The sequence below is a fragment of the Streptomyces marincola genome (assembly GCF_020410765.1).
Lineage (GTDB): Bacteria > Actinomycetota > Actinomycetes > Streptomycetales > Streptomycetaceae > Streptomyces > Streptomyces marincola.
On record NZ_CP084541.1, the window covers coordinates 3624922 to 3648404 of the forward strand.

The window sequence follows — 23483 nt, forward strand, 5'->3', positions numbered from 1 at the left end:
CTATGAACGTACCGCTTCCGTCGCCGTGGGTGTCGCACGGACCGACTCCAGGAGCAGTTGCGCGACGTCGACGACGCGCAGGTCCTCCTTGGCTGTGCCGTCGTTCTTCTTGCCGTTGACCGAGTCGGACAGCATGACCAGGCAGAACGGGCAGGCGGTGGAGACGATGTCGGGGTTGAGGGAGAGGGCCTCGTCGACGCGGTCGTCGTTGACGCGCTTGCCGATGCGCTCCTCCATCCACATGCGCGCGCCGCCGGCGCCGCAGCAGAACCCGCGTTCCTTGTGCCGGTGCATCTCCTCGTTCCGCAGGCCGGGAACGCGGCCGATGATCTCGCGCGGCGGCGTGTAGACCTTGTTGTGGCGGCCCAGGTAGCAGGGGTCGTGGTAGGTGATCAGGCCCTCGACGGGGGTGACGGGGACGAGCTTGCCCGCGTCGACGAGGTGCTGGAGCAGCTGGGTGTGGTGGATGACCTCGTAGGTGCCGCCGAGCTGCGGGTACTCGTTGGCGATGGTGTTGAAGCAGTGCGGGCAGGTGGTGACGATCTTCTTGGCGGAGGCGGCGTCGAGCGTCTCGACGTTCTGCTGCCCGAGCTGCTGGAACAGGAACTCGTTGCCGAGGCGGCGGGCCGAGTCCCCGGTGCACGCCTCGTCGCCGCCCATGATGGCGAAGCTGACGCCGGCCAGGTGCAGGAGTTCGGCGAACGCCTTGGTGGTCTTCTTGGCGCGGTCCTCCAGGGCGCCGGCGCAGCCGACCCAGTAGAGGTACTCGGTGCCGCTCAGGTCCTCGACGTCCGTGCCGACGACGGGCACGTCGAAGTCGACTTCCTTCGTCCACTCAAGGCGCTTCTTCTTGGCCAGGCCCCAGGGGTTGCCCTTGCGTTCCAGGTTCTTGAGCATCGTGCCCGCCTCGCTCGGGAACGCGGACTCGATCATGACCTGGTAGCGGCGCATGTCGACGATGTGGTCGACGTGTTCGATGTCGACGGGGCACTGCTCGACGCACGCGCCGCAGGTGGTGCAGGACCACAGCACGTCGGGGTCGATGACGCCCTGCTGCTCCGCGGTGCCGACCAGGGGGCGTTCGGTGATGTCGTTGGTCTCGCCGGCCAGGAGGTAGGGCGCGGCGGCGTGCGCCTGGTCGCGCAGCGACATCACGAGGAGCTTGGGGGAGAGGGGCTTGCCAGTGTTCCACGCGGGGCACTGGGACTGGCAGCGCCCGCACTCGGTGCAGGTGGAGAAGTCGAGCAGGCCCTTCCACGAGAAGTGCTCGACGCGGGAGACGCCGAACTGGGCGTCCTCGTCGGGGTCCTCGAAGTCGATGGGCTCGCCGGCCGAGGTCATGGGCAGCAGCGGGCCGAGGGCGGGGCCGCCCGCGGCGTCGCGCTTGAACCAGATGTTGGGGAACGCCAGGAAGCGGTGCCACGCGACGCCCATGTCGGTGTTGAGGGCGATGGTGATGGCCCAGACCGCCGTGGTGCCGAGCTTGATCATCGCGGTCAGGTAGACCAGGTTCTGGAGGGTGCCGGTGCCCAGGCCGTCGAACGCGGCGACCAGCGGGTAGGTGACGAAGTAGGACGCCTCGTAGCCGTCGACGTGGTGCAGGGCGCCTTCGAGGCCGCGCAGCACGAGGATGGCCGCGCCGATGACGAGGATGACGTACTCGACGAAGTACGCCTGCCAGAACGTCGACCCGGTGAACCGCGACTTGCGGCCGGCGCGCGCGGGGTGGCCGAGCAGCCGGACGGTGATGAGGGTGCCGATGCCGACGACCGTCATGGCGGCGATGAACTCGATCCACATCTCGTAGGGCACGAAGCCGCCGAGCAGGGGGAGCGTCCAGTCGGCCTGGAACAGCTGGCCGATGGCCTGGATGATCGTGAGGCCGAGGGTCAGGAAGCCGATCATGACGAACCAGTGGGCGACGCCGACCAGGCGCCAGCGGTTCATGCGGGTGTGGCCGAGGAATTCCCTGGCGAGGGTGGCGGTGCGTTTCCCCGGGGCGTCGGTGCGCAGTCCCGCCGGCACGGGCTGGCCGAGCCGGAGCGTGCGGACGAGCTGCACCGCGGCCCGGGCGAACAGCGCGATGGCGACCGCGATGAGCACCAGCGAGACGACGATGGCGGCGAGTTGCATGGTGGCTCCTCGAACCTGCGGGCCTGGGGCGACGGGCGGGCTAGCAAGATAGCCCAGCCCCATCCTACTAGGCGGTAACTTACCCGTTCGGCCCGGAGTCACGCCCGCGGGCCCGCGTCCCCTTGACTTCAACTTCACTTGACGTTTCAGGCTGTGGTCCGTCGCCCCGCGCCGGCGGGCCGCGACGCCCCCGCTCAACGGAAGGGAACGCTCATGCCCGAGACCCTCACTGCCCCGGCCGCGCTCCGCCTGGTGATCCTGGTCGGCAGCGTCAGGGAGGGCCGGTTCGGCCCGACGGTCGCCCGCTGGTTCGCCGACGTCGCCGCCGGCCGCGAGGACTGGACGGTCGACGTGGTCGACCTGGCCGACCCCGCCGTCGCCCTGCCCCTCGACATGGGCGAGGCGGGCCCGAAGCAGCAGGCGCTCGCGGCCCGGCTGGGCGCGGCCGACGCGTTCGTCGTGGTCACGCCCGAGTACAACCACAGCTACCCGGCCGGGCTGAAGAACGTCATCGACTGGCACCGCGAGGAGTGGCAGGCCAAGCCGGTGGGCTTCGTCTCCTACGGCGGGCTCTCCGGCGGCCTGCGGGCGGTCGAGCACCTGCGGCCGGTCTTCGCCGAGCTGCACACGGTCACCGTGCGCGACACGGTCAGCTTCCACGGCGCCTGGTCGCGGTTCGGGGACGACGGCGCCCCGCTCGACCCCGAGGCGTGCGGCGGCGCGGCCAAGGTCCTGCTCGACCAGCTCGCCTGGTGGGCCGACGCGCTGCGCGCCGCCCGCGCGCGCCGCCCGTACGCGGCCTGACCGCCGGGCCGCCCGGCCGGCCGGCGGGCCCGTTCGGGGTGGCGCGGCGGCGTTCGGGGGAATCAGGGGAATCTTCCGACAGATAATCCCAAATGCCGTAAGTCGCCCGGTGCGGCGCGCAGGATGGACCCGAACGGAACCGGACGCGACCCGGGAGCGTGCCGGACGAGCCGGAAGGGTGGAGCGCTGTCGTGGCTGTCCAGATGACGCGGAACCAGAAGTGGCTGTGGTGGTTGCTTCTGGCCTTCGGCATCCTGCTGGCGATCACGGCCGGCACGGCGCTGTGGGCCTACCAGAAGCTCAACGGCAACATCCGCACCGACCACACGGCAGCCGAGGCGCTGGCGCGGGACTCGGCCGGCCGGCCGGCCGAGGAGCGGACGGGGGCCAGGAACATCCTGGTGATCGGCCACGACGAGGGCTCCGGCACCGGCAACGCCAGGTCCGACACGGTCCTGCTGCTGCACCTGGCGGCGGACGGGAGCCGGGTCGACGCGGTGCACGTGCCGCGCGACATCGTCGTGGACATCCCGGCCTGCGCCGAGCCGGGCGGCGGGCGCAGCCGGCCGGGGCCCGGGCAGTTCAACTGGGCGTTCCAGTACGGCGGCGCGGCCTGCACCATCCGGACGTTCGAGCAGCTGAGCGGCGTGCGCGTCGACCACCACCTGACGGTGGGGTTCGAGGGGTTCGCCGAGGTCGTGGACGCCGTCGGCGGCGTCGAGGTCGAGCTGGCCGAGGCCGAGCGCGACCCGAACGTCGGGCACGACCTGCCGGCGGGCCGGCACGTGCTCGACGGCGAGCAGGCGCTCGCGTACGCCAGGGCCCGCGTGTACGTCGGCGACGGCAGCGACCTGAACCGGCTGCTGCGGCAGCAGCACCTGCTCGGCCTGCTGCACGAGCGGATCACCGAGGACGGCGCCGTCGGCAACCCGGCGCGCCTGTACCCGCTGCTGACGGCCGCGACGTCCGCGATCACGGCGGACGCGGGGCTCGACTCGCTGAACGAGCTGCACGGGCTGGTGCGCGACGTGCGGGCCGTTCCCGACGGCGCGGTGACGTTCCATACCGTGCCGACCCTGCCGCACCCGGCGCGGGCCGACCGGCTCGCGCTCGACACCCGGGCGGCGGACCGCCTCTTCGCCGCCCTGCGCCGGGACGAGCGGCTGCCGAGCCCCGCCTGACCGGAATCGTTCGTTCGTGAACGGATGTCGGTCCGTTCCCGAACGAGATGCGGCGGACGGGGGCGCGTGCTGGCATGGAGAGATGTTGGTGACGATCGTGGGCGCGGGCGCGATGGCCCGCGGCACAGCGACCATCGCGCTGGCCGGCGGGCACAGCGTGCGGCTGGTCGGCCGCTCCCCCGAGCGGACCGAGGCACTGGTCGGCGAGCTGCGCGCGACCGCGCCCGACGGGGATGTCGAACGGTCCGACGCGATCGGCACGGAGGACGCCGACCTGGTGGTGCTCGCCGTTCCGTGGCCGGCCGGGCGCGACATCGCCGCGGACCTGGGCACCGCGCTGGCCGGCTCGGTCCTGGTCGACCTGAGCAACCCGGTCGACAGGGCCACCCTCGACGCGCTCGTCGTGCCGCCCGGCACCTCGGCGGCCGAGGAGATCGCCGCCGCCGCGGCGCCGGGCGCGCCGGTGGTGAAGGCGTTCAACACCGTCTTCGCCCGCACGCTGCTCTCCGGCCGGGTCGCCGACCGGCCGCTCGACGTGCTGATCGCGGGGGACGACGAGGACGGCAAGGGCGCCGTCGCGGACCTGGCCGCGTCCGGTGGGCTGCGCCCGCTCGACGTGGGCCCGCTGCGCCGGGCCCGCGAGCTTGAGGGGTTCCAGCTCCTGCACATGGCCGCCCAGGAACGGCTCGGCCTCGGCTGGTCGAGCGCCGTGAAGATCCTGCCCTGACCCGGGAGGGGCCGTGTGGTCACGCCGAATAGCCCTGTGGGCCGCGGTCGCGCCGCTGGCCGCCGCGGTGACGTGGGCCGCGCCGCCGCTGACGGCGCCGGCCACCGCGCCGCCCGCGGCCGAGCACCGGTGGCCGCCGGTGAAACGGGCCGCGCCCGCGCCCGCGGTGGTCACGCGCACCGCGTGGGGCGCGGACGAGGACATGCGGGGGGAGGCCGTCACCTACACGGGCGCGGCCCGCGCGCTGTTCGTGCACCACACCAACCACCCGGACGACTACGACTGCGCCGACGTGCCCGAGATGCTGCGCGCGATGCAGGCCGACCACGTGGGGCGCAGGGGCTGGGACGACCTGGGCTACAACTTCGTCGTCGACAAGTGCGGAACGATCTACGAGGGGCGCTCGGGCGGGCTCGACCGCTTCGTGCTCGGGGCGCACACCACCGGGTTCAACTCGGACAGCGTCGGCGTCGCCGCGCTCGGTGACTTCGCGGTCGTCGGGGAGGTGCCGCGGGCGCTGGTGGACGCGATAGCGCGGATCGCCGCGTGGAAGCTGCGCCCCGGCACCGATCCGCGCGGGCGGGTGGAGATGGTGTCGACGAACGACGCCAGCCGGGTGCCCGAGGGCGACCCGGCCCGGCTGCACGTCGTGTCGGGGCACCGGGACATCGTTCCGACGCACTGCCCGGGCGACGCCCTGCACGCCGAGCTGCCGGCCATCAGGGCCGAGGCGGCCCGGCTGCGCGTGACGGCCGGGCGCTGACGCGGTGCCGCGCCGCCCCGAGCTGCCGGGCGCAGGCGATCTCCAGCCGCGCTGGCTGCGGGCGCTGCCGCTCGCGCTGCTCGTCGTGGTGGCCGTCGCGGAGTGGTTCGCGCCGGGCTGGGTGCAGCTGGCGTTCCTGTTCGCGACGCTGCCGCCGCTGACCGGGCTGGTCTACGGGCCGCGCATGACCACGCTCATCGGGGCGCTCGCGCTGCTGCTGCTCGCGCTGCCGGCGACGAGGCCGCCGCACGTGAGCGACGCGGACCTGGGCGCGGTCGGCGCGATCTCGGTGGGCGGGGTGCTGGTGTCGTGGATCAGGACCAGGTACGTGCGGGACTTCGTCGTGGTGCGCAACGTCGCCGAGGAGGTGCAGCGCGCCGTGCTGCCGCCGCTGCCCGGGCGCGTGGGCGACGTGCGCTGCGCGGCGCTGTACCGCGCGGCGCAGGTCGGGGCGCTGGTGGGCGGCGACCTGTACGACGTGCGGACCGGCCCGTACGGGGTGCGGGCGCTGGTGGCGGACGTGCAGGGGCACGGCCTCGCGGCGGTCGGCACGGTGGCGGCGCTGCTCGGCGCGTTCCGGGAGGCCGTGCTCGACGAGGCGGACCTGGGCGCGGTCGCGGCGCGCATGGACCGCAGGCTGCGGGTGGACGCGGCGTCGGCGGGTCCCGGCGGCGCGGGGGGCGGGGGCGAGCCGTCGGAGCTGTTCGCGACGGCGCTGCTGCTCGAACTCCCGGTGGGCGCGGCCGAAGTGCGGCTGGTGAGCTGCGGGCACCCGCCGCCGCTGCTGATCAGGGACGGGCGGGTGGCGGAGCTGGCGGCGGAGCCCGGGCCGCCGCTGGGGCTCGGCGCGGCCGAGGCCGTGCCGCCGGAGGCGGCGGTGAAGGGGCTGCGCCGGGGGGACGTGCTGCTCGGGTACACCGACGGGGTGACCGAGGCGCGCGACGGCGCGGGCGCGTTCTACCCGCTGGCGGAACGGCTGGCCGGGGCGGTGGAGCGGGAGTGGCCCGGGGGGCGGCTGCCTGCGGACGGTCTCGACGACCTGGTGGAGTACGTGTGGCGGGACGTGACGCGGTACGCGGAGGCGGTGCAGGACGACGTGGCCCTGCTGGCGTTGAGCGCCGATGAACGACAAGAGTTGAGCTGACCCGGCTCAGGGTATTTGACGGCTGCCTTCGCCTGCGGCACTCTTGAGTCAGTTGCACTCAAGCCAGTAGCTGGAGGATACCGAAATGGCACGTGCGGTCGGCATCGACCTGGGCACGACGAACTCCGTCGTCAGTGTTCTCGAAGGCGGTGAGCCCACCGTCATCACCAACGCCGAGGGCGCCAGGACCACGCCGTCCGTTGTGGCCTTCGCGAAGAACGGCGAGGTGCTCGTCGGCGAGGTGGCCAAGCGCCAGGCCGTCACCAACGTGGACCGGACGATCCGTTCCGTCAAGCGCCACATGGGCACGGACTGGAAGATCGGCCTGGACGGCAAGGACTTCAACCCGCAGCAGATCAGCGCGTTCATTCTCCAGAAGCTGAAGCGCGACGCGGAGTCCTACCTGGGCGAGAAGGTCACCGACGCGGTGATCACCGTCCCCGCGTACTTCAACGACCACGAGCGGCAGGCCACCAAGGAGGCCGGCGAGATCGCGGGCCTGAACGTGCTGCGCATCGTCAACGAGCCGACGGCCGCCGCGCTCGCCTACGGCCTGGAGAAGGACGACCAGACCATCCTCGTGTTCGACCTCGGCGGTGGCACGTTCGACGTGTCGCTCCTTGAGATCGGCGACGGCGTGGTCGAGGTCAAGGCCACCAACGGCGACAACCACCTCGGCGGCGACGACTGGGACCAGCGCGTCGTCGACCACCTGGTCCGCCAGTTCCAGAACGCGCACGGCGTGGACCTCGCCAAGGACAAGATGGCTCTCCAGCGGCTGCGCGAGGCCGCGGAGAAGGCGAAGATCGAGCTGTCCTCGTCCACCGAGACCACGATCAACCTGCCTTACATCACGGCCTCGGCCGAGGGCCCCCTGCACATGGACGAGAAGCTGACCCGGGCGCAGTTCCAGCAGCTCACGTCCGACCTGCTTGAGCGCTGCAAGACCCCGTTCCACAACGTGATCAAGGACGCGGGCATCCACCTGTCCGAGATCGACCACGTGGTCCTGGTCGGCGGCTCGACCCGCATGCCCGCCGTCGCGGACCTGGTGCGCGAGCTGACCGGCGGCAAGGACGCCAACAAGGGCGTGAACCCGGACGAGGTCGTCGCCATCGGCGCCAGCCTCCAGGCCGGTGTGCTCAAGGGCGAGGTCAAGGACGTCCTGCTGCTCGACGTCACCCCGCTGTCCCTCGGCATCGAGACCAAGGGCGGCATCATGACCAAGCTGATCGAGCGCAACACCACGATCCCGACCAAGCGCTCGGAGATCTTCACCACGGCGGAGGACAACCAGCCCTCGGTGCAGATCCAGGTCTACCAGGGCGAGCGCGAGATCGCCGCGTACAACAAGAAGCTCGGGATGTTCGAGCTGACCGGGCTGCCCCCCGCGCCGCGCGGCGTGCCGCAGATCGAGGTCACCTTCGACATCGACGCGAACGGCATCATGCACGTCTCCGCCAAGGACCTCGGCACCGGCAAGGAGCAGCGGATGACCGTCACCGGCGGCTCCGCGCTGCCGAAGGACGACATCGAGCGCATGATGCGCGACGCCGAGCAGTACGCCGACGAGGACTCGCGCCGCCGTGAGGCCGCCGAGACCCGCAACCAGGCGGAGCAGCTCGTCTACACCACGGAGAACTTCCTCAAGGAGAACGCCGAGAAGGTGCCCGCCGAGGTCAAGACCGAGGTGGAGACGGCCGTCGCCGACCTGAAGGAGAAGCTGAAGGGCGAGGACACCGCCGCCATCCGCGAGGCGTCCGAGAAGGTCGCGGCCACCAGCCAGAAGCTGGGCCAGGCGATGTACGCCGACACCCAGGGGGCGCAGGCCGCGGGCGGTGCGCCCGGCGCTGAGGGCGCGCCCGGCGGCGCGGCCGGCGCGCAGGCCGACGACGACGTCGTCGAAGCCGAGATCGTGGACGACGACAAGCCGAAGGGCGGTGCGGCGTGACCCAGGACCCGCAGGGCTTCGACAAGGAGCCCGAGGTCCCCGAAGGCGAGGCGACGGGGCCCAAGGCCCCGGCGGAGCCGGCCGGCCCCGACGGGCCGGCCGGCGGCGAGGCCGCCAAGGGCGGCGACACCGGCGCTGCGGACCCGCAGCCGTCGGCCCGGGACCTCGGCGACATCGGTGACCTCGGCGAGCTGGGTGACCTGGCGGACCTCAAGGGCCCGGGCGACCTCGGCGACGCGGCGGTGACCGCGCAGCTCGACCAGGCCCGTTCGGCCCTTCAGGAGCGCACGCAGGACCTCCAGCGCCTCCAGGCGGAGTTCCAGAACTACCGCCGCCGCGTGGAGCGCGACCGCGTCGCCGTCAAGGAGATGGCCGTGGCCAACCTCCTGACGGAGCTGCTGCCGGTGCTCGACGACATCGGCAGGGCCCGCGACCACGGCGAACTGGTCGGTGGCTTCAAGCAGGTGGCCGAGTCGCTTGAGACCGTCGCGGCGAAGATGGGCCTGGCCCAGTTCGGCAAGGAGGGCGAGCCCTTCGACCCGACGGTGCACGAGGCCCTGATGCACAGCTACTCGCCCGACGTCACCGAGACGACGTGCGTGCAGATCCTCCAGCCGGGGTACCGCATCGGCGAGCGGACGATCCGCCCGGCCCGCGTCGGCGTCGCCGAGCCGCAGCCGGGCAAGCCGGCCGAACAGGAGGAGAGTGCCCCCGAGAAGGACGACGGCGGTGGCCCGGACGAGGGCTGATGCCGACGTGAACCGGCCGACGTGGAAGGAGGGACGCCGGGGATGAGCACCAAGGACTTCATCGAGAAGGACTTCTACAAGGTCCTCGGCGTCCCGAAGGACGCCACCGAGGCGGAGATCAAGAAGGCGTACCGCAAGCTCGCCCGGGAGAACCACCCCGACGCCAACACGGGCGACGCCAAGGCCGAGGACCGTTTCAAGGACGTGTCCGAGGCGTACGACGTACTCGGCGACCCCAAGCGGCGCAAGGAGTACGACGAGGCGCGCGCCCTGTTCGGCAACGGCGGCTTCCGCCAGGGGCCGGGCGCCGGCGGTCAGTTCAACTTCGACCTCGGCGACCTGTTCGGCGGGGGCCAGCCGGGCGGCGGCCCGGGCGGCGCGGGCGGCCCCGGGGCCGGCGGCTTCGGCGGCGGGCTCGGGGACGTCTTCGGGGGCCTGTTCAACCGCGGCGGGCCCGGCACGCGTGCCCAGCCGCGCCGCGGCCAGGACATCGAGTCCGAGGTGACGCTCAGCTTCACCGAGGCGGTGTCGGGGGCGACCGTTCCGCTGCGGATGTCCTCAAGCGCGGCCTGCAAGTCCTGCTCGGGCACCGGCGACAAGAACGGCACGCCGCGCGTGTGCCCGACCTGCGTCGGCACCGGGCAGGTCAGCCGGGGCGGCGGTGGCGGCTTCTCGCTCACCGACCCCTGCGTCGACTGCCGCGGGCGCGGCCTGATCGCGCAGGACCCGTGCCAGGCGTGCAAGGGCAGCGGGCGCGCGACCAGTTCGCGGACGATGCAGGTGCGCATCCCCGCGGGCGTCGACGACGGGCAGCGCATCCGGTTGCGGGGCAAGGGCGCGCCGGGCGAGCGCGGCGGTCCGCACGGCGATCTGTACGTGGTGGTCCACGTCGACGCGCACCCGGTGTTCGGCAGGCGCGGCGACAACCTCACGGTCACCGTGCCGGTGACCTTCCCCGAGGCCGCGCTCGGTGGTGAGATCAGGGTGCCGACGCTCGGCGGGCCGCCGGTGACGCTGAAGCTGCCGCCGGGCACGCCCGGCGGACGCACCATGCGGGCCCGGGGGAAGGGCGCGGTGCGCAAGGACGGCAGCCGGGGCGACCTGCTCGTGACCGTGGAGGTCGCGGTGCCGGACGCGCTGGACGACAAGGCGAAGAAGGCGCTGGAGGAGTACCGAGCCGCGGCGGAGGGCGAGGACCCCAGGGCGGGGCTGTTCGAGGCCGCGAAGGGAGAGTAATGAGATGAACGGCCGGAACGGACCAAGTGGCAACCCCTACGAGCTGACCGAAGAGACTCCGGTGTACGTCATCTCCGTCGCGGCTCAGCTCTCCGGGCTGCACCCGCAGACGCTGCGGCAGTACGACCGGCTCGGCCTGGTGTCGCCGGACCGGACCGCCGGCCGTGGCCGCAGGTACTCGGCGCGCGACATCCAGTTGCTGCGCGAGGTGCAGCGGCTCTCCCAGGACGAGGGCATCAACCTGGCCGGGATCAAGCGGATCATCGAGCTGGAGACGCAGGTCGCGGCGCTCCAGGCGAAGGTGGCCGAGCTCCAGCAGGCCGTCGAGGGCGCCGCCGTCGCCATGCGGCAGCGCGAGGCGCAGGTGCACGCGTCCTACCGCCGCGACCTGGTGCCCTACCAGGACGTCAGGCAGTCGGCCGCGATCGTGGTCTGGCGTCCGGAGCGCGGGCACCGGGCCTGAACCCCCGAGCGGGCCCGTGCCCCGGACGCGGGCCCGCGCCCCGCGGCGGGCCGGGCCGTTCCGCGGCGGGCCGGGCCGTTCCGCCGTGCGCCGTCCTCGCCCGGCCACCACCGGCAGCGACGTCCGAGCGAGCAGCACCGCCTCCACCGGAGTCGGGGACCCGAGCGCCCGCCCGACGCAACAGCCGGGCCATCAGCATGGCCGCCACCAGCCTGAACGACCGAAACGGCCCGCCGAAGGAGCCGACGAGCCGTCACGAGAGTTCGAGGCTAGTTCGGGTTGGCCGGTGCCATTGGGCGGTCCTCCTCCAAGGGCTTGCCGATCCGTGCGAGCACCTCGCGGGACAACGCCCGGAATTCCTTGAAGCAGGTCTTCACGTACTGCTGGGTGCTGCCCAGGGCGCCGTCGGCCGGCTTCAGATCGAACATGGGCTTCCTTGCGTCGTGCGCCAGAGGCATCAGGCTCCGGTAGTTCCGCATGGTCGCGATGCGGTGCCGGTCGTCCTCGCGGGTGGGCTGCGCCTCGTCGAGAACCGCCGAGGAGTAGACCCAGGGAATCCGCTTGAGCCACCGTCCGTACGCCTTGACCGGCCGGTCGAGTCGCATCTCCGGCTGCATGATCACGTACCCGAGGGGCTGCATCTCGGCTTGGGGCGCGGAGATGCTCCGCGGCACCCTGGGCAGGACGAGCTGCTGCCAGTCGGCGCGCCACTGGCGCAGTGTCGGCCCCAGGTTGCTGAGGCCCTTGAGCGAGAACAGGTCCGCGGCCAATGGCATCAGAACCGTGTCGGCGGAGATCAATGCGGCTCGGTTGATGGCGCCCAAATTGGGGCCGACGTCGATCAGTACGACATCGGCGTCCACGACCTGCGCCGCCTGCTCCATGATCCGGTGGAACGCCGTCGATGTACGGATAGCTGCGATGTCGCCCGCGTAGGCGCGGGACCATTCGTTGGACAGCTTGTCCTCGAAGCGGCTGAGGTCGAGGCTGCCGGGCAGCAACCATAGGCCCGGCTGGAGCCTGGCAGGCTCGACAGCTGCGATGTCACCCATCCCTTCGAGGATGGGACGGACGGCATCGGCGATGGTCTGCCCGCTGCGAACCCGTCCGACCCCAGGTGGGCCCGCCGGTACCGCACCCTGGTTGATGAGCTCGGAGGAGTTCTCCCAAAGTTCCTCGATCTCCGTCTCGTCCAGGCACATGGAGGTCAGGTTCGCCTGGGGGTCCAAGTCGACGGCGAGAACGCTCAGACCAAGGCGCCGGATCATGTGGGCCAAGTGGTAGGTGAGGGTGGTCTTTCCCACGCCTCCCTTGTTGTTGAACAGCGCGATCGATGTCATGCGGCCCTCCTGATCACGACGACCCACGACGAATCGTCCACCTGGAATTCGGCGGGCGGATTTTCGTTTTCTTCCAACGCCCTTCTCACTCGCCCGATGCCCCGGCCGAACCGGTTCACATAACCGAGCCCCTTCATCGCGGCTGCCAGGGACGGATTGCGGTAGTCAGTGACACGGTCGAAGTTGTCGCCCCGGACCTGCCCGAACGGTCCGCCGGGATTGGTGATCTCGATGCGGTCATCGAACCAGACGATCCGCGTCGGCGCGTAGGAGGTCTCGTAGTTCCGGTGCATGAGCGCGTTCATGCAGAGCTCACGCAGTGCCTCCAGCGGATAGTCCGGGCGTGGCGTCTCCCGGAAGCCGTCCTCCGCGAGTCTCGTGCGCAGGTTGCTGCGCAGAAGGGGTTCCAGACGTGCCGAGAGTCCTACCAGGTTCTGCCGGAGTTCCTGCTCATCGGCGATCGGGGCACCGAGGTCAACGCCCTGGTAGCGGACGAACTGCACGTATGCCCCGGGTACCTGACTGGTGGGATCGAGTCCCACGGCCAGCACACCGAGCGTGGTCGGCGTGCCGCCGGGGGTCATGAGGTGGAGCGAGGAGAGCTGAAGGTCGATGGAACGGCCGTTCTCCTCGATGACCTCTGGGGCGACCATGGAAGGCAGATACGACTGCCGGAACATGGTCAGATCCAGGTCATCGACGCGGGCCAGCTCCATCGGGCGCGTGTCGAAGGGGCGGTCCATGGCTCGTCGGCGCTCAGTGAGAACCCGCTCGTCCTCCCTGTTGGCCGTGCGCGTGGTGGGGCCCGGGCGGACCCAGATCACACCGTCGAACCGCACCGGCGGAGTCGCGGACGCGGCCACGTGGAGCCGGACGACGGGCTTGCCTCGGTAGATGGCCCGCTCGACTGTCAGGGACGGGCGGTCGAGGATGAGGCCGGAGTCCCGGATCTCGGTGAGCTGGAGCAGCGCGTGGTCGCTCAGATCAATGTCGTCGACAGGCATCCCCTTGTCGTCTACTCCCACGAGGATGTCACCCCCACCACGACCGCTCAGGTCGTTGGCCATGGCGCACACCGCCTTGCTGATGGCGTCACCCCGCCTGCCCTCGCGCTTGGGACTGCGCTTGAACTCAAGGCAAGCGGATTCCTGGGTTCCCAGCAGGTCGGCCAGATCCACGTCTTCGTCGCTCACGGCCTCATTCTGCCGTGCGTACCCTCGCTCCGGCCGAGAAGCCGGACGATGGCTTCCGGGCTCACGAGCCCACCCGTCGCCCCGCCCGGACCTCGTCGGGGAGCACGCCGACCAGGCCGCGCGAGGGCCGGCGAGCTGGTTTCCGCCGCTACTCACCGGAAGGCCTCACCCGATCGAGCGTCGGCCCGCGAATCAGGTCGGCGCGGCACCGGTCGCTCGGCATAGACGCGCTTATGGCGGAGGTACCATAACCATATGGCTCTGAAGAAGACGACCGTCATGGTCGACGAAGAGGACCTGGCTCTGGTCAAGGAGGCCGCGGCGCGCGAGGGTCGACCGGAGTCGGAGTACTTCCGGGAGGCGTTCCACATCGCGGCGCTGCGCACCCGGCGCTGGAGTGAGGACTGGGACATTCCTCGCCTGGACTTCGGTGGTCCGGTCACCGCTGAGGAGATCGACCGAGCGGTCTCGGACGGCGTGGCGGACGCCGAGTGATCGTCATCGGCGACACCTCCGGTCTGGTCGCCGCCCTCAACGTCTCGGACGCCGAGCACGAGCCCGCCCGCACCGCCATGCGCCAGGCCGCGCTCACCGTGGTCTCACCCCTTGTGATCTTGGAGATCGAACACATCACCACCCGCAACATCGACCGCCGGGCGGCCCGCTCGGTGAACGACTGGCTCCTGTCGCAGGAACGTACCGGGCGCGTGGCCATCCCCGAGTTGTCCGCCGTCACCCTGCGCAGGGCTCGGGTAGTCCAGAACCGCTACGCGGCCCTGCGACTCGATCTGACCGACGCGGTGAACGTCGTCCTGGCCGAGGCATACGACACCGAGGTCATCCTGACGCTCGACCGTCGAGACTTCAGAGCCATCACCCCGCTCACCGGCACGCACGCCTTCCGCCTCCTGCCCGACGACCTGTAGCCGCTGCCGCCACCCGTGCCGGATGCGTGCCGGAACAGGCGGGGAATCGGGGTCACCAGCGGGTACGGCAAGGGGCCCGCAGCGCATGCCTGCGGCGACATTCGCACAGGCCAAACCCCACATCCGGCCCGTTTCGCACGGTGATCCCCAAGCCCAGAGCGCAAGTTCGATTCTCGTCGCCCGCTCCAACGGCAAAGACCCAGGTCAGGGGCTCTGCCCCCAACCTGGGCCGTCGTGTTGCCCAGACCGACTCACGAGCCGCAAGCCCGTTGCGTGCCCGATCCATCCGCTGCCCCTTCTCCTCAGGGGCCAGCTCTCGTTCCACCGAGCAGGTGTGTGGAGCACCGAGGCGCTCGGCGTCACCTCCTGGCGGCCTGCGGCGCACGCCCGGCGCGCGCGCTCGCGAGCCGCGCCCGGTCAGACGGGCGTGGCGGGCGCCCCGGCGTGGCACGATGACAACGGAACGCCAATGAGACCCGGCGGCGCGGTAGTTGGAGGGGATGTCAATGAGCGGTGCGAGCAAGGGAATCGCGAAGGCCGAGGTGCAGCTGCGGTGGGACCCGAGCCCGTCGGGGGCCGCGTCCCACGACCTCGACATCATCGCGGCCACCTACCGTGCGGACGACCCGCACGGTGAGCCGGTCTACCTGGTGCACTTCGACCGCCGTTCACCGGACGGCACGATCACGCTCAGCCGGGACAGCACCACGGGGCAGGGCTTCGGTTACGACGAGGTCATGACGTTCGAGCTCGGCCGCCTCGCGGACACCTACGGCCGCGTGGTCGTCGGCGTGGCGATCCAGCAGCGCGGCGGGCGCAAGACGTTCGGCGACGTCTCCGGCACGCGGGTCCGCGTCACCGAGGGCCACATCGAACTGGCCCAGGACGACCTGGCCTCGGTCGCCGGGTCGAACGCGGCCACCGTCGCCGAGTTCACGCGGGACGGCGCGGCCGGGTGGACGTTCCGCACGCACCTGCGCGGGTTCGAGGTGAGCGGGCCCGACGAGTTCACCAGGCTCATGGGAGCGCCCGCGGCGTGACGGACTGCCGCAGGCGTCTGCCGAGCGGTGGCAGCACCAGCAGGCAGAGCGTCGTGGCGAGCAGCCAGCCGGCCACCACGTCCGACATCCAGTGCACGCCCATGTAGACGCGGGTGAGCCCGACCGCGACCCCCCACGCGGCGGGCACCGCGATGGCCAGGGCCCGCGTGGCCGTGCGGTGGCAGTAGGGCAGCAGCGCGGCGGCCAGGCCGATGGCCGTCAGCGCCCCCGTGGTGGCGTGCCCCGAGGGCAGCGAGGCGTTGTTGGCGTGCCGCGTCCAGTCCTCGATCGGGGGGCGCGGCCGGTCGAGCGCGTTGACCAGCAGGAACCGCGCGAACTGCGCGATCAGCAGCGCCGCGAGGCCGGTCAGCGCGCCGATCCACCACGCCCGCGGCACGACGAGCGCGCCGGCCAGGGCCGCGAGCACGTGCGGAACGCCCCGGTTCCCCGTGTCGGTGATGAACGTGACCACGTCGACGCCCGTGTCCGTGCGCCGGTCGAGCGCCCACTCGTGCAGGGTCCGGTCCGGGCCGATCGGCGCGCCGTCGGCGAGCGCGGACCACAGGACCACGGCGGCGAACAGCACGGCCGTGACCGTCGCGTACAGGACGTTCCGTGGCATGTCAGGCCACCGCACCCTTCAGGAACAGGCCCGTCGTGGCCTCACTGGTCCGTTCGACCCCCAGGTCGTCGCGACCCGCGAGCGGCACCGCCGCCTCGATCAGCCCGGCGTAGAGGGTGAACAGCACCTCGGGCGGCACGTCGCCGCGCAGCGTCCCCTCGGCCGCGCCGCGCCGGAAGAGGGCGAGCACCGGCCGCCCGAGCCGCCGGTCCACCTCGCGCCCCGCCGCCGCGCCGCCGGGCCGCAGGAACGCCGTGTAGCGGCTGCCGGTGCCAAGGAACGCGCGGGTCAGCCGGGCCACCGCCTCGGCGACCGGGACGGTGTCGAGGCGGGCGGCGGCTATGCGTTCCGCCAACTCGTCGAGCGCGGCCTCGGACAGCGCGGCGAGCAGGGCCTCGCGGGTGGGGAAGTACCGGTACAGCGTGGCGCGTCCGACCCCGGCGGCACTCGCGATGTCCGCCATGGAGGCGTTCCTGCCGCGCTCGGTCAGTACGGCGGCTGCGGCGTCAAGCACGGAGGTCGCGAGGTGGTCCTTGAGGGCCGGCTTCCTGCTCATCGGCGTGAGTGTACTGGTGTGCGCCCCCCTGTCGGCCAGGGTCCGACGGGATTCCGCCGTTCCCGATCGGCTTCAGGAGCGGCGCAGTTGTACGTCCTCTGCGCGCACCCATGCGACGCGGTGGCCCAGTTGGATCTGGAAGTACTCCTCGCCCCGCACGACCTGGTGGCCCGCCGGGTCGAACGTGACGGCCCGGTAGTACTCGGCGCGGGTGCGCTGCCCGACGACGTACTCCTGGTCCGCGGGGATCTCGTAGGACAGGGGCACGACCGGCTGGACCGGCACGTCCTCCGGGTAGGCGGCGGCCTCCGGGTAGGCGCGGCCGTACACGGGGATGGTGGCGGCGCCTTCCGCTCCGGTGACGACCCAGCCGCTCGCGGGCAGCGAGGTGCGCGCGCGGGCCGGGTCGTGGAACCACGCCTTCTGCCCGAGGTACCAGATCGCCGTCCAGGAACCGCGCCGGTCCGCGACGGCGAACTGCTGGCCGGCCGAGGCGCGGGCGCCGATGTCGTTCACGCCGGGGGAGGACGCGCCGCCGCCCGGGTGCGTTCCTGGGTCGCGGACCAGAGGCGCGTCGTGGTCGGGCGCGGTGTGCAGCCGGACGGCGGAGGACCCGTGCGGCGCGCAGGGGGTGCCGGGCCCGTCGCAGCCCTCGAACTCCGGCGTGTGCGCCGCGTACTCCGGCGCGATGGTGACCAGGCCGCCGTGCGGGCCCGCGGTGGGGCGCAACGGCGCGCCGAGCAGCTCGAAGTAGTGCGCCCAGTCCCAGTACGGTCCCGGGTCGGTGTGCATGCCGGGCACGCTCGCGTCGGTCGGGCCCTGCACGTTGTCGTGGCCGAGGATGTGGTGCCGGTCGAGCGGGATGTCGTAGGTGCGCGCCAGGTGGCGCACGAGGCGGGCCGAGGCCCGGTACATCGCCTCGGTGTACCAGGCGTCGGGGTCGGCCAGGAAGCCCTCGTGCTCAAGGCCGATCGACTTGGCGTTGACGAACCAGTTGCCCGCGTGCCAGCCGACGTCCTCGCCGGCCAGGTGCTGCGCGATGTGGCCGTCGCGCGAGCGCAGGCTGTAGTGCCACGAGACGTACTCGGGGTCCTGGACCAGGCGGAGCGTGGTCTCCCAGGTGGCCTCGGTGTCGTGGATGACGATGTGGTCGACCGACTGGGAGGCGGGCCGCCGCGCCTGGTCGTGGTTGCCGTAGTCGCCGTCGCCGAGGTCCACGTAGGGCGCGGGCACCCACGCGCAGGAGACGGAGCGGGGGCACTCCACGCGCGGGTCGCGCGGGGTGCTCGGCAGGCCGAGCGCGTCGGCGGCGCCGGTGTCGGGGGTGACGGCGAGCGGCGGGAGGGTGACGCGTTCGCCGGAGTCGGTGACGCGGGAGGCGCCCTCGTTGATGACCGCGTACACCTCGTCGGCGAACGCCTCGGCCGCCTCGCGGTTCCCGGCGCGCGCGTAGGCCGCGACCGCGCCGTACCAGTCGGCGGGGTCCGCGCTCGCCGGGCGGCCGAGGTCGCGCTGGGCGTCGGCGAGCAGCGCGGCGCCGCCGCGCACGTTGGCCGCGGCGCTCCGCCGCAGCTCCGCCGGGGCGAGGCCGGTGAGCGCGGCGGCCTCGGCCAGGGTGCGCGGTTCGTCGTGCGGAGTGTCGTGCGCGGTGTCGTGCGGAGCGTCCTGCGCGCCGGCGGGCGCGGGCGCGTCCGCCGGCGCGGGCGGCGGCAGCGGGCGGGCGGTGTCGCCGCGCGGGTCCTCGGTGCCGTGCGCGTGGTGGCCGCCGGACGCGTCGGACTCGGCGAGCGCGGTGGCCGCGTCGGTGAGGTGCATCGGGCCGTAGCCGCCGGAGACACTGGGCGCGCCGCCGTGCCCGTCCCACCGGGACTGGAGGTAGGAGACGCCGAGCAGCACGCTCTCGGGGACGCCGTGCCGTTCTGCCGCGGCGGCGAACGCGGCCTGGAGGCCGCTGCCGCCGGCGGGCGCGCCCGCGGGTGCGGCCTGACCCGCCGCGGTGAGCAGCGGGAGCGCGGCGGCCAGCGCCACGGCGGACGCGGCGGCGCGGGAACGCGCGGGGGGACGGGTGCGTCGCAAGGCGTGCCTCCCGGGGGACGGCTGGTTGCCATGGGCATGATCATGCTGGGCCCCGCGGTCCCGTGGCGTCAATGCGCCGCGCCCCCTCGGCGCCGGGCTTTCACCGGCCGGGCGCGCCGCCTGCGGCGCGGCACCGGTCCATACCGGTGGCGCACCGGGGTTTTGCCGTCGCTTTGCGCGGGGGACGCGCGGGGGACGTGCGGCGGGCGCGCCGTGGAACGCGCCGTGGAACGCCCGTTCGCCGTCGTGCGCGCCAGGGTGCGCCCGGGCGCGCGCCTCGTCCGCGCTCCCGCGCGCGTCGTCGGCGGTCGTCAACCCGTGGCGTTCCCCCACTCGATCGGCGGACGGTAGCTGGACATGTCCGGTGCGTGAACACAGGGTGGGCGCATGAGACTTACGCGTCCGCTCGCGGCACTGACGGTCGCCGCGGCCCTGGTGGCGTTCGCCGCTCCGCCCGCCTCGGCGGCGCGGCCGTGGCGCGAGGGGCCGGTGGCCACCGTCGGCAAGCTGATCTGGGAGACCGCGGGCGGGCGCCTCGGTCTGTGCTCGGGGGCGGTGGTGGACGCACCGAACGGCAGCGTGGTCGCCACCGCCGCGCACTGCGTGCGCAACGCGACCAGCCCGGAGCCCCCCGACGAGGTGTGGTTCGTGCCCGGCTACCACCACGGCCGCGACAGCTACCGCGAGGACGGCTGGCCGGTCACGGGGTTCCACACGCCCGCGGGCTGGGACGTGGCCAGGGAGACGGCGCGGATCCTGCCGCACGACTACGCGTTCCTCACGCTCGGGCGCCGGGACGGGCGCACCGTTCAGGAGGTGAGCGGCGCGAACCGCCTCGCGTTCGAGCCGGTGCCCGAGGGCGGCCGGGTCGCGGTGCTCGGCTACCCGGCGGTCTCCCCGTACGACGGGGAGACGCTGCACTACTGCGCGGGCGAGACGGACGTGCTGAGCGCGGACGAGGCGGAGGCGCCGAACGTGGGCGGGCTGCTGCTGTCCGGCTGCGACCTGACGGCGGGGTCGAGCGGCGGGCCGTGGCTGACCGGGTACGACCCGGCGAGCGAGTCCGGCACGCTGGTGGCCGTGATGTCGGTCGGCAGCGGGGACGGCCACGTGGTCGGCCGGCCGTTCCCCGAGGCGGCGCGCGCGCTGTTCGCGGCGGCGTCCGGCGGCTGACGGCGGCCCGGCCCGCGGCATCGGCCAGGCGCGGCACCGGCCGGGCCCGGGGCGCCGGGCGCGTTCGACATCAGCTGGGGTTCGGTTGGCGCCGGTCGCACGGGCCGTGCGCGCGGGCTCACGCGAGGCGCGCGCGAGCCCCCGGAGCACGGCGCGCGCGGAACGAGAGGGGCACGGCAGCCGCGGCCACCGCGGAGAGCCCCGCGAGGCCGAACAGGACGGGGTTGACCCAGCCGGGCACCATCTCCACGCCCCCGCACACCGTGCTGAGCGGCAGGTCGCTGTGGTGCTCCGGGCGCACCCGCTCGCCGATCGCCGCGTGGCAGACGTCCTCGGGGAAGAAGCTGGTCGCGTACGTCAGTTCCGCGTAGCCCCACACCAGCAGGGCGGTGCTCAGCGACAGCACGGAGACCAGCGCCCACGGCCGGGGGCTCGCCAGCCGCGGCCCGCCCCCTTCCCGCAGGCGCCGGACCGCGTGCGCGACCAGTCCGACCAGAGCCAGGACGAAGAACACGGGTGCCACCATGCCGAGAGAGGTCATGGGGCATTGTCGCCCGTCCGCGCGGCCCGCGTCCGGCCGCACGAAGAAACGGCACACGGGGCGTGGCCGGGTCCCGTCTTTCGCTTGAGTGGAATAGACTCAACTTATCGCATGTTGCGTCTGGCAGACTCAGGAGTCGCCACGCACTCGGGATCACGGAGGAGTACGGCTGAAGTGAACGCGGAGCTGACCAACAGGAGCCGGGACGCGATCAGCGCGGCCAACGACCGCGCGCTGACCGGCGGGCACCCGGACATCACCCCGGCCCATCTGCTGCTCGCCCTGCTGACCGGCCAGGACAACGAGAACATCCAGGACCTGCTCGTCGCCGTCGACGCCGACCAGGCCGCCCTGCGCGCGGGCGCCGAGCGCCTGCTGAACGGGCTGCCGAGCGTCGAGGGCGCCTCCGTGGCCAAGCCCCAGCCCAACCGGGAGCTGCTGGCCGTCATCGCCGACGCGGCCCGGCGGGCCAAGGAGCTGGGCGACTCGTTCGTGTCCACGGAGCATCTGCTGATCGCCCTGGCCGCCAAGGGCGGGCAGACCGCGGAGCTGCTGGCCGCGCAGGGCGCGGCCGACCGCAAGCTGCTCGACGCCTTCGAGGCCGGCCGCGGCGGCCGGCGCATCACCACCGCGGACCCCGAGGGCACCTACAAGGCGCTGGAACGGTTCGGCACCGACTTCACGGCCGCCGCGCGCGAAGGCCGGCTCGACCCGGTCATCGGCCGCGACCACGAGATCCGCCGCGTCGTCCAGGTGCTCTCGCGCCGCACCAAGAACAACCCGGTGCTCATCGGCGAGCCCGGCGTCGGCAAGACCGCCGTCGTCGAGGGCCTGGCGCAGCGCATCGTCAAGGGCGATGTGCCCGAGTCCCTGAAGAACAAGCGGCTGGTCTCCCTCGACCTCGGCGCGATGGTCGCGGGCGCGAAGTACCGCGGCGAGTTCGAGGAGCGGCTCAAGACGGTGCTCGGGGAGATCAAGGACAGCGACGGCCAGATCATCACGTTCATCGACGAGCTGCACACCGTGGTCGGCGCGGGCGCGGGCGGCGACTCCGCGATGGACGCCGGCAACATGCTCAAGCCCATGCTGGCCCGCGGCGAGCTGCGCATGGTCGGCGCGACCACGCTCGACGAGTACCGCGAGCGCATTGAGAAGGACGCCGCGCTGGAGCGCCGTTTCCAGCAGGTGCTGGTCGCGGAGCCGGGCGTGGAGGACTCCATCGCCATCCTGCGCGGCCTGAAGGGCCGGTACGAGGCGCACCACAAGGTGCAGATCGCCGACGCCGCGCTGGTGGCGGCGGCGGCCCTCTCGGATCGCTACATCACCTCCAGGTTCCTGCCGGACAAGGCCATCGACCTGGTGGACGAGGCCGCCTCCCGGCTGCGCATGGAGATCGACTCCTCGCCCGTGGAGATCGACGAGCTCCAGCGTTCCGTCGACCGCCTGAAGATGGAGGAGCTGGCCCTGGCCAACGAGTCGGACGTCTCCTCGCGGGAACGGCTGGCCAGGCTGCGCCGCGAGCTGGCCGACCGCGAGGAGGAGCTGCGCGGGCTCACCGCACGCTGGGAGAAGGAGAAGCAGGGCCTGAACCGGCTCGGCGAGCTGAAGGAGCGCCTGGACGAGTCCAGGGGCCTGGCCGAGCGCGCGCAGCGGGACGGCGACTTCGAGGCCGCGTCCCGGCTGCTGTACGCGGAGATCCCCGCGCTCGAACGCGAGCTGGCCGCCGCCTCGGAGGCCGAGGCGGAGGCCAAGCGGGACACCATGGTCAAGGAGGAGGTCGGCCCCGACGACATCGCGGACGTGGTGTCCTCGTGGACCGGCATCCCGGCCGGGCGGCTGCTTGAGGGCGAGACGGAGAAGCTGCTGCGCATGGAGGAGCAGCTGGGGCGCCGGCTCATCGGCCAGCAGGAGGCGGTGCGGGCCGTCTCGGACGCGGTGCGGCGCAGCCGCGCGGGCATCGCGGACCCCGATCGGCCCACCGGCTCGTTCCTCTTCCTCGGGCCGACCGGCGTGGGCAAGACGGAGCTGGCCAAGGCGCTGGCCGACTTCCTCTTCGACGACGAGCGGGCCATGGTCCGCATCGACATGAGCGAGTACAGCGAGAAGCACTCGGTGGCCAGGCTCGTCGGGGCGCCCCCCGGCTACGTCGGCTACGAGGAGGGCGGCCAGCTCACCGAGGCCGTCCGGCGCCGCCCGTACACGGTGGTGCTGCTCGACGAGGTGGAGAAGGCGCACCACGAGGTCTTCGACATCCTGCTCCAGGTGCTCGACGACGGGCGGCTGACCGACGGGCAGGGGCGCACCGTCGACTTCAGGAACACCATCCTCATCCTCACCTCCAACCTCGGCAGCCAGCACCTGATCGACCCGCTGGCCAAGCCGGAGCAGCAGCGCGAGGAGGTGCTGGCGGCGGTGCGGTCCGCGTTCCGGCCCGAGTTCCTGAACCGGCTGGACGACCTGGTGATCTTCTCCGCGCTCACCGGCCCCGAGCTGAGCCGCATCGCGCGGCTCCAGACCGACGCGCTCCAGCGGCGGCTGGCCGACCGCAGGCTCACGCTCGACGTCACCGAGCTGGCGCTCGGCTGGCTGGCCGACGAGGGGAACGACCCGGCGTACGGCGCCAGGCCCCTGCGGCGGCTGGTGCAGACGGCCATCGGGGACCCGTTGGCCCGCAAGATCCTGGGCGGCGAGGTCAGGGACGGCGACACCGTGCGGGTGGACGCGGCCCTCGACGGCGGGCTGACCATAACGACCGCGGAGACGCCGGCGGAGACGGCCGCGGAGCCCGGCGCGTGACGGGCGGTCCCCCGCCTCCCGGCTGCCCGGCCGGGGGGGCGGGGGACCGCGGGCCGGCCGTTCCCCGGC

Annotated in this window: 21 protein-coding genes; 14 read left to right on the forward strand and 7 right to left on the reverse strand. The window is 72.7% G+C overall.

The genetic code is table 11. The features are described 5' to 3' along the window. On the reverse strand, nucleotides 1-2133 hold the full coding sequence (locus tag LC193_RS15750; RefSeq protein ID WP_226074866.1) for a (Fe-S)-binding protein: 2133 nt from the start codon (nucleotides 2131-2133) through the stop codon (nucleotides 1-3). Nucleotides 2134-2346: 213 nt separating this feature from the next. On the opposite strand from LC193_RS15750, the gene LC193_RS15755 reads away from it, so the two are divergent. From LC193_RS15755 to LC193_RS15795, 9 genes are all read left to right on the forward strand, one after another. After that, the gene (locus LC193_RS15755) at nucleotides 2347-2937 is read left to right on the forward strand and encodes an NADPH-dependent FMN reductase (RefSeq protein WP_226074867.1); all 591 of its coding nucleotides are present in this window, start codon (nucleotides 2347-2349) and stop codon (nucleotides 2935-2937) included. A gap of 191 nt (nucleotides 2938-3128) precedes the next feature. Further along, nucleotides 3129-4118, forward strand: coding sequence for an LCP family protein (locus LC193_RS15760; protein WP_226074869.1), 990 nt, complete (start codon nucleotides 3129-3131; stop codon nucleotides 4116-4118). Between the two features lie 82 nt (nucleotides 4119-4200). Continuing rightward, complete coding sequence (locus LC193_RS15765; protein WP_226074871.1) at nucleotides 4201-4845, forward strand: NADPH-dependent F420 reductase; 645 nt, start codon at nucleotides 4201-4203, stop codon at nucleotides 4843-4845. 13 nt (nucleotides 4846-4858) lie between these two features. Beyond that, nucleotides 4859-5608 carry a peptidoglycan recognition protein family protein gene (locus LC193_RS15770; RefSeq protein WP_226074873.1) on the forward strand — a complete coding sequence of 250 codons (750 nt, stop codon included), beginning with the start codon at nucleotides 4859-4861 and terminating at the stop codon, nucleotides 5606-5608. Nucleotides 5609-5612: 4 nt separating this feature from the next. After that, the gene (locus LC193_RS15775; RefSeq protein WP_226074875.1) at nucleotides 5613-6752 is read left to right on the forward strand and encodes a PP2C family protein-serine/threonine phosphatase; all 1140 of its coding nucleotides are present in this window, start codon (nucleotides 5613-5615) and stop codon (nucleotides 6750-6752) included. A gap of 85 nt (nucleotides 6753-6837) precedes the next feature. Next, nucleotides 6838-8703 (forward strand): molecular chaperone DnaK, encoded by a 1866-nt coding sequence (gene dnaK / locus LC193_RS15780; protein WP_226074877.1) that lies wholly within the window; start codon nucleotides 6838-6840, stop codon nucleotides 8701-8703. After that, a complete protein-coding gene (grpE, locus tag LC193_RS15785) occupies nucleotides 8700-9452 on the forward strand; it encodes a nucleotide exchange factor GrpE (RefSeq protein WP_226074879.1) in 753 nt (250 codons plus the stop codon). The genes dnaK and grpE overlap by 4 nt, the downstream gene beginning before the upstream one ends. 42 nt (nucleotides 9453-9494) lie before the next feature. Then, nucleotides 9495-10688 (forward strand): molecular chaperone DnaJ, encoded by a 1194-nt coding sequence (gene dnaJ / locus LC193_RS15790; RefSeq protein WP_226074881.1) that lies wholly within the window; start codon nucleotides 9495-9497, stop codon nucleotides 10686-10688. A gap of 4 nt (nucleotides 10689-10692) precedes the next feature. Beyond that, nucleotides 10693-11151, forward strand: a complete 459-nt coding sequence (locus LC193_RS15795; protein ID WP_226074882.1) for a heat shock protein transcriptional repressor HspR — start codon at nucleotides 10693-10695, stop codon at nucleotides 11149-11151. A 269-nt stretch (nucleotides 11152-11420) separates the two neighbouring features. Here the strand turns inward: LC193_RS15795 and LC193_RS15800 are convergent, their stop codons facing one another. Further along, complete coding sequence (locus tag LC193_RS15800) at nucleotides 11421-12491, reverse strand: ParA family protein (protein WP_226074883.1); 1071 nt, start codon at nucleotides 12489-12491, stop codon at nucleotides 11421-11423. Beyond that, the gene (locus LC193_RS15805) at nucleotides 12488-13684 is read right to left on the reverse strand and encodes an ATP-binding protein (protein ID WP_226074884.1); all 1197 of its coding nucleotides are present in this window, start codon (nucleotides 13682-13684) and stop codon (nucleotides 12488-12490) included. Before LC193_RS15805 ends, LC193_RS15800 begins: the two co-directional genes overlap by 4 nt. Before the next feature lie 255 nt (nucleotides 13685-13939). Between LC193_RS15805 and LC193_RS15810 the strand changes: the two genes are divergently transcribed. The 3 genes from LC193_RS15810 to LC193_RS15820 all read left to right on the forward strand — a co-directional run bounded on the left by LC193_RS15810 (nucleotide 13940) and on the right by LC193_RS15820 (nucleotide 15650). After that, the gene (locus tag LC193_RS15810; RefSeq protein ID WP_226074885.1) at nucleotides 13940-14179 is read left to right on the forward strand and encodes a ribbon-helix-helix protein, CopG family; all 240 of its coding nucleotides are present in this window, start codon (nucleotides 13940-13942) and stop codon (nucleotides 14177-14179) included. Next, on the forward strand, nucleotides 14176-14610 hold the full coding sequence (locus LC193_RS15815; protein ID WP_226074886.1) for a PIN domain-containing protein: 435 nt from the start codon (nucleotides 14176-14178) through the stop codon (nucleotides 14608-14610). Before LC193_RS15810 ends, LC193_RS15815 begins: the two co-directional genes overlap by 4 nt. Nucleotides 14611-15116: 506 nt before the next feature. Beyond that, nucleotides 15117-15650, forward strand: coding sequence for a TerD family protein (locus tag LC193_RS15820; RefSeq protein ID WP_226074887.1), 534 nt, complete (start codon nucleotides 15117-15119; stop codon nucleotides 15648-15650). On the opposite strand, the gene LC193_RS15825 is transcribed toward LC193_RS15820, so the two are convergent. The 3 genes from LC193_RS15825 to LC193_RS15835 form a co-directional block, all read right to left on the reverse strand. Continuing rightward, a complete protein-coding gene (locus tag LC193_RS15825) occupies nucleotides 15628-16272 on the reverse strand; it encodes a phosphatase PAP2 family protein (RefSeq protein WP_226074888.1) in 645 nt (214 codons plus the stop codon). The two genes, LC193_RS15820 and LC193_RS15825, sit on opposite strands and share 23 nt — an antisense overlap. A 1-nt stretch (nucleotide 16273) precedes the next feature. After that, the gene (locus LC193_RS15830; RefSeq protein ID WP_226074889.1) at nucleotides 16274-16828 is read right to left on the reverse strand and encodes a TetR/AcrR family transcriptional regulator; all 555 of its coding nucleotides are present in this window, start codon (nucleotides 16826-16828) and stop codon (nucleotides 16274-16276) included. 72 nt (nucleotides 16829-16900) lie between these two features. Then, nucleotides 16901-18904, reverse strand: a complete 2004-nt coding sequence (locus LC193_RS15835) for an N-acetylmuramoyl-L-alanine amidase (protein WP_226074890.1) — start codon at nucleotides 18902-18904, stop codon at nucleotides 16901-16903. Between the two features lie 387 nt (nucleotides 18905-19291). Here LC193_RS15835 and LC193_RS15840 point away from each other — a divergent pair, with 387 nt between their 5' ends. After that, nucleotides 19292-20077, forward strand: a complete 786-nt coding sequence (locus tag LC193_RS15840; RefSeq protein WP_226074891.1) for a trypsin-like serine peptidase — start codon at nucleotides 19292-19294, stop codon at nucleotides 20075-20077. A 118-nt stretch (nucleotides 20078-20195) separates the two neighbouring features. Here the strand turns inward: LC193_RS15840 and LC193_RS15845 are convergent, their stop codons facing one another. Further along, nucleotides 20196-20618 (reverse strand): hypothetical protein, encoded by a 423-nt coding sequence (locus LC193_RS15845; protein ID WP_226074892.1) that lies wholly within the window; start codon nucleotides 20616-20618, stop codon nucleotides 20196-20198. Nucleotides 20619-20792: 174 nt separating this feature from the next. Here LC193_RS15845 and clpB point away from each other — a divergent pair, with 174 nt between their 5' ends. Next, complete coding sequence (gene clpB, locus LC193_RS15850; RefSeq protein WP_226074894.1) at nucleotides 20793-23414, forward strand: ATP-dependent chaperone ClpB; 2622 nt, start codon at nucleotides 20793-20795, stop codon at nucleotides 23412-23414. The last annotated feature ends 69 nt before the right edge of the window (nucleotides 23415-23483 follow it).